Below are 12,939 nucleotides of genomic sequence, written 5' to 3' on the forward strand. Positions count from 1 at the left end.
GTCCTTTCCTACGTTGTTTAAAAGCCACCGTGTTGACGCCTAAGCGCGTCAACACCCAATCCATTGCCCCCAACGCGGGGGCGTTATACCTTGCGCCGTTAGCCATACGAGGGATAGTCAGTATAGCCGCGTTCATCCCCACCAAAGAGAGTCGTGCCGTCTAACTCCGCCAAAGCGTGTTGATGTTTGAGTCGGGTGACCAAGTCGGGGTTTGAAACAAACGGTCGACCAAATGCCACCAAATCTGCATACCCTTTCTTAAGGATTTCATCGGCTCGAGCCTGCGTGTAGCTACCGGCCACAATAATTGGGTGAGTAAAACATTCACGCAGAGCAATACGAAAACTGTCAGGGATAACGGGCGCGTCATCCCAGTCGGCTTCCGATAAATGCAGATACGCAATCTCGCGCGCTTGTAACTGCTTTGACGCTGCTAAAATCGTTGGCACAATATCGGGACAATTCATGTCTTTGAACGTAATGAACGGGGCAAGTCGTACGCCAACGTTATTCGCGCCTATCGCTGCGCTAACTGCATCCACAACATCCAGCAAAAAGCGAATTCGATTTTCTCGCGTCCCACCGTATTGATCCGTTCGATGGTTAGAGTTGGTCCGTAAAAACTGATCGATGAGGTAGCCATTGCCACCATGAATCTCGACACCATCAAAGCCCGCTTGCATGGCTCGTTTGGCCGCCGAAGCAAAGTCACTAACCACCCGATCAATGTCAGCTTGGTTCATCGCCCTAGGTTCGATACAGTCAACCATGTGGCCCTCACCTTGTTCATCAGCAATCCACACTTGAGTGTCAACGGGCTTCAATGCCGAAGGAGCGAGCGGGGCGCGACCTTGTTGGAAAGTGGGATGAGATACGCGTCCAACATGCCACAGTTGACAGTACATCGCGGCGCCTTGCTCTTTGACCGCTTGAGTCACTGCTCTCCAGCCTGCCACTTGCTCATCCGTGTATACACCAGGGGTAAACGAATACCCTTGCGAATCATCTGAAATCTGGGTGGCCTCTGAGATGATCAACCCCGCACCAGCGCGCTGCGCATAGTACGTTGCCATCAATCGGTTTGGGACATTACCCGGCTGGCTTGTACGAGCACGCGTCATGGGAGCCATGACCACTCGATTTTTTAACGCAAGCTCTGGTAACTGCACCGCTTCAAAAAGTTTACTCATTTGGGAATCCTTACTTAAGTAGGGGTATGTTGGTGTTATGACTTGCCGACAGCAGCCAATTTTTCACAGCGGAGTCCCACTGGATGACGGTAGTGCTGCAAAAACCGCGTAACAACGAGAACACAAGCGCCTCATCGACGAGCCTCGCTTGCAGTTCGCAACCGAGATGTAAGATCTCTTTCGCCTCGATGATCAGCCCCTCAACGTCCTTGGCGATATCGTCAGTATCACGCAGCAAGGCATCGAAATTTAGCGCCTCAGTTTCTTTCTTGATCCGCCAAGCCCAACGCGCTGATTCGGTTGAAAACTCGGGCAATCCCATCTCCGCCCAGCGCGGATACCCCAGTTTTTGTAGAGGCAAAAACGCGGCTTGTTGCCATTTTAAGGCGGCTAAAGAAGGCTTGCGGTGGTCACTCGACCCCGCCAGTTCAATCAAGTAATCGATGATATCCAAGCTTTCCGCCACGCATTCTCCATCCTCTTTACGCAATACAGGCACTTGTTTTGCTCCAATCAAGTCCACCGTGGTCGTATCGTCGTCATACGCAACGATCACCACGTTGAGCGGGATGTTAAGCACGGCGGCGACATAACGCACTCGGGCGCAAAATGGGCAATGTTCATAGATGTACAGTGTCACATTAGACTCCTCATCAAAGGGGGAAAGACGTTAGCCAAGCAGCGCTCCTCCATCCACATCAATAACGGCGCCGGTCATGTACGCATTTTGAATAGCAAGTTGGTACGCCTGCGTCACATCCGTGGTTTCACCGACTTTGCCAACAGGCAAATGATGGCGCGTACGTTCATACATCGCCGTTCTGTCTGCCTCACTCATGTTTTTGTACGCGTCTGTTTGAATTAAGCCGGGGCTCACAACATTGACACGGATCGGCGCCAACTCTTTTGCTAGCACTTTAGCGGTCGCTTCCATGGCGGCATTGATGGCCGCTTTTACGTATGTACTTACTACGGTTTTTCGGGCCAACATCCCTGAAGTCAGCGTGATCGATCCTCCTTCGCGGATGTATTGTGAGCCGTGTTTCGCGGCGTGAATCGCCCCCCAAAACTTGGTATCGAAGGCCCCTTTTGCTTGGGCAATGTCAACATCGACAACCTTACCAGAGGGGGCAGAAGAGCCCGCAGTGACAATAAGATGATCGAACGCACCAACAGTGTCGAAATAGCGACGTATCGCTTGTTCATCCCCAATATCCACGCCGGTTCGACGACTCACGACATGCACCACGCTCTCTTCGCTTTCCAGTTGTTTCGCTAGGTGCGCTCCGATACCGGATGTCCCACCGACCACCACGTAAATCGTCTGTTTGGTTTGCATCACTTCTCTCCCATCCCATGACAATGAAGTCAGTATAAGCATTGGAAAAAAATTGATAATTAAGTATTATTCGAATTGATTATTTTATTGAGCTGAATAATCGATGGGGAGAGTTCATGGATAAGTTTTCAGACATGACGCTGTTTGTCAGCATCGTGAAAAATGCCGGCCTTGCTGCCGCTGGCCGAGAATTAGGGTTATCGCCCGCGACGGTCACAGCGCGCTTGCAATCATTGGAGGCTCGCTACGGTGTCAAATTACTCAATCGAAGTACCCGACATATCTCGTTAACCGACTCGGGCGCAACGTATCATCAGGCCTGTCTTGCGATCATCGATAGCGTCAATGAAACGGAAAACTTACTCCAAACTGGCACCAATGACGTTCGGGGGACACTGAAAATCTCTGCGCCACGAGATATTGGTAAACAGTACATTTCGCCTCTTTTATCCGAGTTCAGTGACCTGTACCCGGAAGTCATTCCCTACTTGTACCTCAACGACAATTTGTCGAACTTAGCCGAGTCTGGGTTGGATATCGTGATACGCTACGGAGAGCTGGCAGACAGCAATCTGATTTCGCGAAAACTTGCATCAAGTCGACGTGTCTTATGCGCTTCACCGAGTTATTTGGCGCAGAAAGGTACTCCGATCACACCACAGGACTTGGCCAACCATGACTGTTTAGCCATGGTTAGAAGCAACGAAGAATTGAAAACATGGCACTTTCAAGATGAAGAGCAGCATAATGCCATCACAGTCATGCCAAAGCGATTTTCCGACGATGGTGAAGTCATACGCCAATGGGCGCTGGATGGGGCCGGTATTGCGTTGAAATCCATACTCGACGTGCAGGCCGACATTAAACAACAACGCCTTGTCACCCTTCTCAATGGCTATATGAAAAACTTCAACGCTTCGACATCTTCCTACGGTGCGGATCTCAATGCCATATATCTCAGCCGGCAGTATCAACCTAAACGCTTGCGGCTGTTTCTCGATTTCTTGATTGAGCGTTTCAAATCACTCGAGGAGGCTTGAACCATCCAAACGACCACTACAACTAGGCATTGAAGCGGATCAATTCTGCTTGCAGGTAGTCGGTCTGATAAGCACAGTGTCACTCCCTACAACACTTTGTCGTTCACCCTGGACGTGTGGGACCGCCATAGGGAATGCCTATCAAGAACTCAACGCAGAATTGATCCTAGCACCATTATATCGTATTTGTGTCGATATAGAATTAATAGAATTTAACATGGATTATTATCGACGCTCATCAGGTGTTGACCGCTTGCTGGTGGATGACGCGACTCTGCTCTAATAAACGTTTTTGCTTGGCATCATGGAAAACAAAACCTTTATTGCGGATCGTGACAATTTCAAAGCGACTATGTCTGATCAAACGACGCACCTCATGCATCAAGACCGGTAAACTGCTCATCCCCACTACCCCGCCTTGCCAAACATAAGCTTCGATATCCGACTTGGAAACCAAATAATCTTTTTTCTGGCACAAGTAGCACAGCGCTCGGACTGCATTTTGACTGCACCCCATGCGCTTTTCCCCCAACACAATAAACATTTTTCCTTCACACGACCTAACACTGATCCCTAACACGTGCTCTATCGCTTGTACCTCTCGACAAAATGCACATGAGATTTTTCTACACTCAATGTCATACATGTTTTACCTCCTCAGCCGTCACTCCTAACTCTATTTGTAATAATTTACTTTATTATTTCAACTACTTAATTAGAGCGAATACTTTGCAGAGTTCGTTTAAGGATTCAAACTTAATAATAATTAATCGTTATTTATTATTAGATTTCATTTATTTAAGGTAAAGCTAATATAAGGAAAAGCTGCAACATTTTGGCAATTATTAAATTATATTATTGCCCTTAGCCCGGATTGCGTGCGTAGATTGCCCGATGATGACCCCTCCCCTAACCTCGTCAAGGTCGAGGCAAGTAAATCACAACGACCATCAGACTTTCCTTTCATTGGCTTCCAATGTTGAAAATACGTGACAGTGTGACATTTTAAAAGTTTAGATGTTTCTCGGTCAAACTAGTGGTTTCACCAACTTAAAAAACACTAATAAATTGCGAAACTAATTGCTTATTGCCATAAACAATCCAAGTTTACGTAATGGCAGAAAACCGATGACTATTCAAATCTTATTGATCGCTGATGAGACCCTTCAGCGTACTGCGCAAGTCTTACAACTCATGTCTCAATCAAATATTCGCGTCAGTATCGTGAGCGAACCTCGGGACTACGCCAACTATGATCAACTGCTTCCTTTTGACTGTATTGTCTACGCCAAAAGCTTCGCGTCATTGACGCATTGGTTGACCTCAACTCATCCGCAACTGCCCTACTTCACTGCACCAATTTTATGGGTAACACAGATCGCGCACCCTGCGCCTCGACGGAAGACTCGCTGCCAAAGTCTGATCCAGTGGCAGTCTCTGCCTTGTTCCAAATTAACAATGTACGCGAGGCTGCACAAAATCATCAGTGACTGGAAACACAAGTTTGAGTACACCCATCTAGCTTATGACAGAATGACGTTGCATTTTCATTCACGAAGCTTAAGCTACCGTCGTCAACATACCGTATTAACAACCAGCGAGTTCGACTTGCTAGCCTACTTGTTCGTCCATTGTAATGCCCCCGTTTCAATGAGCGACATTACCAGTGCAATTCGTGAGGATTCTCTCAATCAGCAAACCTCTATTCGCGTCTTAATATGCCGGTTACGCAAAAAGCTGTCTCGCACGTTTGGCGAGAAATTGATCAAGACGAGTCGAGGTCGAGGCTATTGCCTCCACCTGACGTCATCTCACGATAATGGGCATCTCTTATCCCAGCCATAGAAATTTCGGCGCCCTTATGATTCAAGCCATGTGTAGAATGATGTGATGAAGGAGGTTTTTATACAGACAGACGAGCATCGTCAATCATTTCCGAGCCCCTCCAAACCTCCATCAATGGATAGTTGATTGCGTCTAATAATCAAAGCTGATCAATTTTCCTGCTGGCTTTAAGCGCGCAAGAAAATGACGAAGCACTGGTGGTTCATAAGTAAACTCATAACCGACTATATTTTTCGCATGGGCTTTGATTTTTTTCAACACGTCAACAACATAGATAAGCTGTTCATTAGAATATACCCGCCTAGGGATCGCCAATCTCGTTAATTCAACTTCACTGTGTTTTTGCATCCCAGTTTCTGGATCACGACCTAGCAGAAAAGAGCCAATCTCAGCAGTACGAATTCCACCTTCAAGATACAGCGCGTTAGCAAGTGCATGACCTGGAAACTGCCCTGGCGGTATATGTGGCAACAACAGCCCCGCATTGATAAAGATTGCGTGTCCCCCCACCGGAGTTTGTATTGGGATACCCGCTTCTTTAAGCAGTTGACCAAAGTACTCGACTTGCGAAATTCGTGCTCTCAGGTAATTTTCATCGACGGCTTCTAGCAAACCGACCGCGAGGCATTGAATATCACGCCCTGCAAGCCCACCGTAACTGACGAACCCTTCATTAACGATACACAGCATTTGGACTTGGCGGAACAGATCTTCGTTCTGCTTAACGGCAAGCAATCCACCGATGTTGACCATTGGGTCTTTTTTCGCTGACAGCGTTAACATGTCACTGTATTCATACATTTCACGAACAATATCGATGATGGCGCTGTCGGCATAGCCCTCTTCACGTTGCTTAATGAAGTACGCGTTTTCGGCAAATCTGGCAGAGTCAATCACCACAGGTATACGGTACCCATGCGCCAACTCATACACTTGACGCAAATTCTCCATCGATACTGGCTGACCTCCCATACTGTTGCAGGTCACAGTCATCACTATACCGGCGATGGCTTGCGCGCCATATTGGTCAATTTGTTTCTGCAATTTAACCAAACACATATTTCCTTTGAAAGGAAACTCGGCCTCTGTGTCATAGGCTTCATCCACAACGCTGTTTAACGCTTTAGCACCAGCAAGCTCTACATGCGCAGCAGTCGTATCAAAGTGGAAGTTCGAGATAAAGATAGGTTTGCTGTTGCTAACCGCGTGACCACGCATTTCTCTCCATCGCTTCACTAAAAGAGGGAACAGAATTTTTTCAGCTCCACGCCCTTGGTGAGTAGGCACGAAGTGTTGATAGCCAAACACCTTAGCAACCGAATCTTCTAACGCTTCGAAGCTACGACTACCAGAATAGGCTTCATCTCCTATCATCAACGCCGCCCATTGCTCTTGACTCAAAGCACTCGTTCCAGAATCCGTGTGTAGGTCGATATACACTTCTCGGCTTTGTAGACCAAAGGGGTTATAACCGCATTTATCTAACGCCAATTCTCGCTCTTTTCTCGTCAAGAGAGTAATTGGCTCTACCATTTTGGTTTTATACGCGAACGTTGCGGCTGGTTCAGATTGTACTTTCATCCAAAGCTCCTCACTCAAGGTTGAAGTTACAGTCCGATGTTATCTCTCACGCGCCTTACGCTATATTCATTATGCTTTATTAGACATTAATGACTTACGTCGGTGATGCGCATCGCGTCATAAGCAGGTTGCCCAGTTCTATGAAAAAGCCAACAGCGACGGCTCATTAACATCGTTCCAAGGCAGGTAAGAGAGATTTTTCTTCACGCAATACTGACAAGCCCTCGAAGAATGCCAACTCAACCACCACGCCATTCTTGCGCTAGGCATAATGCCCAGCCTGAGCATTGACAACATTCTATGGGAGGTGAGGGCGGTCTGTCTTCACGCATTACTGGCAAACACTCGACAAACGGCAGCTCAACCACCACGCCATTCTTGCGCAAGGCATGATGCCCAGCCTGAGCATTGACGGTATTCTATGGGAAGTGAGGGCGGTCTGTCTTCACACGCCACTGGAAGTCATTCGACAAACGGCAGTTCAGCCGCCACGCCATTCTTGCGCTAAGCATGATGCCCAGCCTGAGCATTGACAACATTCTATGGGAAGTAAGGGCGGCCTACCTTCACGCACCACCGGCAGAGACTCGACGAATGCCAACTCAACCACCACGGCATTCTTGCGCTAGGCATAATGCCCAGCCTGAGCATTGACAACATTCTAGGGGAGGGGAGGGCGGTCTGTCTTCACGCACCACCGGCAGAGACTCGACGAATGCCAACTCAACCACCACGCCATTCTTGCGCTGAGCATAATGCCCAGCCTGAGCATTGACAATATTCTAAGGCAGCTGAGGGCGGTCGGCCTTCACGCATCATCGGCAGAGACGCGACAAACGCCAGTTCAGCCGGCCCACTTATCTTGCGCTAGGCATAATGCCCAGCCTGAGCATTGACAATATTCTAAGGCAGCTGAGGGCGGCCTGTCTTCACACGCCACTGGCAGTCATTCGACGAACGGCAGTTCAGCCGCCACCACTATTCTTGCGCTAGGCATGATGCCCAGCCTGAGCATTGACAACATTCTATGGGAAGTGAGGGCGGTCTGTCTTCACACGCCACTGGAAGTCATTCGACAAACGGCAGTTCAGCCGCCACGCCATTCTTGCGCTAAGCATGATGCCCAGCCTGAGCATTGACAACATTCTATGGGAAGTAAGGGCGGCCTGCCTTCACGCACCACCGGCAGAGACTCGACGAATGCCAACTCAACCACCACGGCATTCTTGCGCTAGGCATAATGCCCAGCCTGAGCATTGACAACATTCTATGGGAGGTGAGAGCGGTCGGCCTTCACGCACCACCGGCAGAGGCTCGACGAACGGCAGCTCGGCCGCCACCGCTATTCTTGCGCTAGGCATGATGCCCAGCCTGAGCATTGACAACATTCTATGGGAAGTGAGGGCGGTCTGTCTTCACACGCCACTCGAAGTCATTCGACAAACGGCAGTTCAGCCGCCACGCCATTCTTGCGCTAGGCATGATGCCCAGCCTGGGCATTGACAATATTCTAGGGGAGGTGAGGGCGGTTTGCCTTCACACGCCACTGGCAGTCATTCGACAAACGGCAGCTCAACCACCACGCTATTCTTGCTCAGGCACGATGCCCAGCCTGGGCATTGACAACATTCTAAGGCAGGTGAGGGCGGTTAGCCTTCACACGCCACTGGTAGTCATTCGACGAATGTCATCTCAGCAGCCACTACCACGCATAAAACCTTGGGCCGAGCTAGAGCGCAGGGGCAATTGGGGATCAGCAAGAAAACTCAACACTGTTCTACAGACCAACACACCCGTTACACGGACGATTTCGCACAAGCGTTGAGACGCTTTTTTGCCGTCATCACCCGGCCGCTCTGCAGCGGTATGCGTGGGTGTCGCCACCGATGAGCGTTGTTATGCAGAAAACAAACCAAATTCCATGTGCAGTGACGTTGTCTTTATCGACTAGAGAGGAGGAGATTAATGCTGTGTGGTGTCCCTTACTTCAGGTCTAGTTCGTCGCCCATGCCCTGCGTTCGATTGACCATCACGCTCATCTTAAGGAATGAGTGAGCCTGAGTCGTCAAAGAAAGTGGCACCACGACCGCTACCTCAACACAAGTCAAGCGACCGTAAGCAATAATAAATATGAATAACTGGATCTGCCGCCTGACGTCATCGCAATATTGAGTCATCTACCACTCGATACAAAACAACCCGTAGGCTGACGAAGCCTATCGGATTGATTCCACCCAACACAGGAGGAACCATGACCCTCATCCCTTCAAATAGGTTAGCGATTAGAGCCGTGCTCATTGCAACGATTGTCGGCTTTATGGGGATCGGATTGGTCGACCCCATTTTGGTGTCGATATCTCAAGGACTGCACGCCACTCCCAGTCAAGTTTCGCTGCTCTTTTCGAGCTACTTTTTTATCACCGCCATTATGATGCTGGCCACCGACTATACCGCGAACCACCTAGGACTCAAAAGAACCATGGTGCTTGGATCCATCGCGATTTCTCTGTTTGCCTTAGCCTGCGGAACAGCAACATCGGTCTATCAATTGATTGGCTATCGAAGTGGGTGGGGGCTGGGCAATGCCTTGTTTGTGGCCACTGCACTCACCTTGCTGGTGACATTGTCACACGATAATCGTGCTCGCCCTATTAAGTATTATGAAGCCGCATTGGGCGCTGGCATTGCTTGTGGGCCGCTATTGGGAGCCGCACTTGGTCAAATGTCTTGGCGCTACCCATTTGTTGGAACGGCAGTCTTAATGCTGGTTGCTGGAAGCGCGATCACTAAGTGGGTGCCACGTACCCCCTCACAGCGGCACCCCGGGAGAGGGTTGGTCGCCCTCAAAGCACTGCGAACCCCCTATTTACTCTACATCAGCGTGGCGGCATTTTTTTACAACTTTGTGTTCTTTACCATTCTTGCCTACGCTCCCTTCGTCCTTCATCTCGATGTAGTCAGCGTCGGACTGGTGTTTTTCGGCTGGGGATTGGCTCTCGCCATCACATCCACCATCGTGACCACAAAATGGAAAACGCACCAAACGCCGAAAACCATTTTAACCGTGTGCTTGGTGGTGCTGTTTATTCTTATGCTGCTAATGGCGTGGTTGGTCCGATCAACCGTGCCGCAGCGCGGCTGGCTCAGCGCCGGAGTCATCTTGTGTGGCGCTTGGTTTGGGGTCGTGAATACGCTGTTTACTGAGCTGGCGTTGGAAACCCCCAATTGTGACACCTCGGTTTCTTCTGCCGCCTATAATTTCATCCGATGGCTCGGCGGGGCGATCGCGCCCTTCATCATCACCACACTGGGTGAACACTACGGCGCAGAGTGGAGCTTCGCCTTGGCGGCCGTGTTTGCAATCATTGCGCTTCTTGTCGTCAAACGCATTCCGCAGCCGCAGTAACGCGACTTTTAGAACATCACACTGTCTCCCTCCCAAAAAACGGGCACAAAAAAACCTGATCACCACGACAGGAGATCAGGCTTTCAGGGGACAGAGTCGCGTCAGCGCTATTTGTCTTGCTGATAGTCACTCAGCACAGAGGCAATCGCCTCATCGAGTGACTCTTGCACTGACTTAGGCAAACGCGCAAACTCGTAACTAAAGGCACGGCCCTTAATGCGTTTTCTGGCGTACATGCTTTTCGAAGAAAACGTTGTCAGTGGCGTGATCACGACATCGCTCTCGGTTTTCGTCTTCGCCGTTTCAAACTTGAGCGCCGCTTTGATCTGTTCGACGCGCTGCTCTTTGCGATTGTTCACCTCAGACGCTTGAGGGGACTCCGAACTCAGGCACTCGATGAAGTGAGACAGCTTATCTGGCAACGACTCAAAATGCTTCATGACTTTGTGCAAAAGTTCATAGTCGGTGTGAGAAAGCTCATTCACAACTGGGAAGAGGGCGATGAGCCGTTCATCGATACTGGCCGCCTTTACCGCACGACCCACGCTTTGCCGACTGATGTTGAGCATTTTCGCAACGTCTTCCTGAGTGCGCCCATCCTGCTGCATAAGGGTCAGACACTGTAGACCAATCTCTCTTGGGTTATGCTCTTTGGCCGTTTGCAATTGCTTGGCAAGCGCTTTAGCGTCATTGACCGTTATGGTGGCTTTGGTAACCAATAAACGAAATGTGGCCACTTTCCCTTGCTGGAGCAAAAACCAAGCACGACGTCGAGAGCCATCAAGGATATCAATTTTACCTTCGACTTCACGACCAACCGCAGGGTAAAACTGCTGATATTCCAGTGAATCCAGATCAGCTAACGACTCCGGGGTTAGCAGCGACTGATCGCGACCATTAATGTCAAAGGTGACAAAAGTGTCTTGCTTAACCTGGTCATAAGAGAGGGTCACTTCGTGAAATTGAACACACTGTCCCGAAGCAAGCCGCCATTCCACCGCCTGACCCACCGATTCCAGGCCAAATTGGCGCGCTAAGAACGCGTGCGTGCTTTCTCCGGCTTTTTCCAACTCAGAGCTCAATTGACGGCTCAGTGACTCTAGATTGGCTTCACGGGCGTTTTTCTGCGCTTCTTCAGATCCAACGGTGTTGCCTAACGGACTGATCGCGCCACGTTTTTTTGCCATTAGTCTTGCTCCTCTTCACGCCATACATTCACGATGTCGCGCAGTATCTGACTGGTGACTTCATACGCATTCTGCTGCGCCCCTTGAAAGGTCGCCTTGCTCTTAGGGTATTCGCTCTTAGACATGTCGAATACCGTCGACAGCAGCGAAGAAGACTGACGAACGGCTTCACTGTGCTTGAATTCCTTCGAATACAAATAGGTGGAGAAATGATCGTACAAACTGTTCATCAGCTCTGTGGTTGTCGAACTGTCTCTGTGATTGGTCAGCAAGATTTTCATAAAATCGTAGCCTTGGTGCTCGGCGTTGGCTAACAGTGCCCAGACTTGAGGAATGTAGCTGAAATAAGAGCACGTTGCGTCGATATCATTTTCAGTGATCGACAACGGGAAGACCACACTGCTTGCCGCATAATACGCATTGTACGTCGCGTACCCCAACGAAGGCGGGGTATCGATGATCAAGATATCGAATTCATCTTGAACCGAAGCGATAATGTCACTCAACAAAGAATACGGCGTGGCGAGCTTCTGACTGAACACCTGCTCATGAAACCAGCCTTCAATCGCCCGGTCTGTTTGCGACGCCGGTAAGATGCGTAAATTTGGGATTGTCGTTTCAAGAAACGACTCAGACACCGCTTGCTCAAAGGTTTCGCCTTCATCCAACTCAAAATTGCGCATCATCAGATCGCCAATGGATAGACAGCCTTCAAGCTCGGATTCAGGTGCGTAGTACATAGACAACGTTGCCTGGCCATCCATATCAATCAACCCAACACGGTATTCTTGGTGAAATTCCGTTGCCAAGCCGGAGGCGATGGTAGCCGCAGAGACCGTTTTACCCACACCACCTTTTTGATTCTGGATCACCAAAACCTGCATCTTCTGATTCGACTGGCGGACAAATTTTGGATCTTTGCGCAAAGCTTCAGGTAGCAGATCACGGACTTGATACATCTCACCAATGTCTATCGACCATTGAGAGTCTTCATGGCGACGAGGGTCGATGCCCGCCGTTGCCACGTACTTGTCTAAGGTTTTTGCATCGATGCCCAAATACGCCGATGCTTCGGCACGAGTAAAGTTGCGTAACTCTTTGCGATGATTTGCCAACAAACGAAGATTGCGGCGCTTAATGTAGCGATCCGCCCCTTCTTTTAAATTCTGAAAGGTTGCAGTAGTTTGCAGAGTATCCATTTCTATCTCCACCAAGTTTCTGGATTTAGTATATCCTCTATTTTTCATTTCACACAACAAAAAATGATGGAATACCTAAATATATTGTCGTTTTCGCGGAGTAGGGGAGAGATAGTCGACAGAAAAGTTTGCTTGAACCCTCAAAGCAAACT

Annotated in this window: 11 protein-coding genes; 3 read left to right on the plus strand and 8 right to left on the minus strand. The window is 49.3% G+C overall.

The window, feature by feature from the left end; all coding sequences use genetic code 11:
• Positions 1-98 precede the first annotated feature (98 nt).
• Genes LYZ37_RS23610 through LYZ37_RS23620 form a run of 3 tightly spaced genes read right to left on the minus strand, consistent with a single transcriptional unit; the run spans position 99 to position 2,529 of the window.
• Positions 99-1,190: an alkene reductase gene (locus LYZ37_RS23610; RefSeq protein WP_272788558.1), complete on the minus strand. Its 1,092-nt coding sequence runs from the start codon at positions 1,188-1,190 to the stop codon at positions 99-101.
• A 10-nt stretch (positions 1,191-1,200) separates the two neighbouring features.
• Positions 1,201-1,830, minus strand: coding sequence for a GrxB family glutaredoxin (locus tag LYZ37_RS23615; RefSeq protein ID WP_171802504.1), 630 nt, complete (start codon positions 1,828-1,830; stop codon positions 1,201-1,203).
• Between the two features lie 30 nt (positions 1,831-1,860).
• Positions 1,861-2,529, minus strand: coding sequence for an SDR family oxidoreductase (locus LYZ37_RS23620; protein WP_272788560.1), 669 nt, complete (start codon positions 2,527-2,529; stop codon positions 1,861-1,863).
• 116 nt (positions 2,530-2,645) lie between these two features.
• Here LYZ37_RS23620 and LYZ37_RS23625 point away from each other — a divergent pair, with 116 nt between their 5' ends.
• Positions 2,646-3,569 carry a LysR family transcriptional regulator gene (locus LYZ37_RS23625; protein WP_004744285.1) on the plus strand — a complete coding sequence of 308 codons (924 nt, stop codon included), beginning with the start codon at positions 2,646-2,648 and terminating at the stop codon, positions 3,567-3,569.
• A gap of 238 nt (positions 3,570-3,807) precedes the next feature.
• Here the strand turns inward: LYZ37_RS23625 and LYZ37_RS23630 are convergent, their stop codons facing one another.
• Positions 3,808-4,215, minus strand: coding sequence for a winged helix-turn-helix domain-containing protein (locus tag LYZ37_RS23630; RefSeq protein WP_069669774.1), 408 nt, complete (start codon positions 4,213-4,215; stop codon positions 3,808-3,810).
• Positions 4,216-4,697: 482 nt separating this feature from the next.
• Here LYZ37_RS23630 and LYZ37_RS23635 point away from each other — a divergent pair, with 482 nt between their 5' ends.
• Positions 4,698-5,414, plus strand: a complete 717-nt coding sequence (locus LYZ37_RS23635; RefSeq protein WP_239956214.1) for a helix-turn-helix domain-containing protein — start codon at positions 4,698-4,700, stop codon at positions 5,412-5,414.
• Between the two features lie 132 nt (positions 5,415-5,546).
• On the opposite strand, the gene LYZ37_RS23640 is transcribed toward LYZ37_RS23635, so the two are convergent.
• Positions 5,547-6,995, minus strand: coding sequence for a tryptophanase (locus LYZ37_RS23640; RefSeq protein WP_171322057.1), 1,449 nt, complete (start codon positions 6,993-6,995; stop codon positions 5,547-5,549).
• Positions 6,996-8,977: 1,982 nt separating this feature from the next.
• Positions 8,978-9,172, minus strand: a complete 195-nt coding sequence (locus LYZ37_RS23645; RefSeq protein ID WP_272788415.1) for a hypothetical protein — start codon at positions 9,170-9,172, stop codon at positions 8,978-8,980.
• A 74-nt stretch (positions 9,173-9,246) separates the two neighbouring features.
• On the opposite strand from LYZ37_RS23645, the gene LYZ37_RS23650 reads away from it, so the two are divergent.
• Entirely contained in the window at positions 9,247-10,401 is a 1,155-nt protein-coding gene (locus LYZ37_RS23650; protein WP_272788416.1) for an MFS transporter, read from the plus strand.
• Between the two features lie 107 nt (positions 10,402-10,508).
• On the opposite strand, the gene LYZ37_RS23655 is transcribed toward LYZ37_RS23650, so the two are convergent.
• Both LYZ37_RS23655 and LYZ37_RS23660 read right to left on the minus strand, forming a co-directional pair.
• Positions 10,509-11,588: a ParB family protein gene (locus LYZ37_RS23655; RefSeq protein WP_171321656.1), complete on the minus strand. Its 1,080-nt coding sequence runs from the start codon at positions 11,586-11,588 to the stop codon at positions 10,509-10,511.
• Positions 11,588-12,787, minus strand: a complete 1,200-nt coding sequence (locus LYZ37_RS23660; RefSeq protein ID WP_049843825.1) for a ParA family protein — start codon at positions 12,785-12,787, stop codon at positions 11,588-11,590. Before LYZ37_RS23660 ends, LYZ37_RS23655 begins: the two co-directional genes overlap by 1 nt.
• Positions 12,788-12,939 lie beyond the last annotated feature (152 nt).

Source organism: Vibrio tubiashii, assembly GCF_028551255.1.
GTDB lineage: Bacteria > Pseudomonadota > Gammaproteobacteria > Enterobacterales > Vibrionaceae > Vibrio > Vibrio tubiashii_B.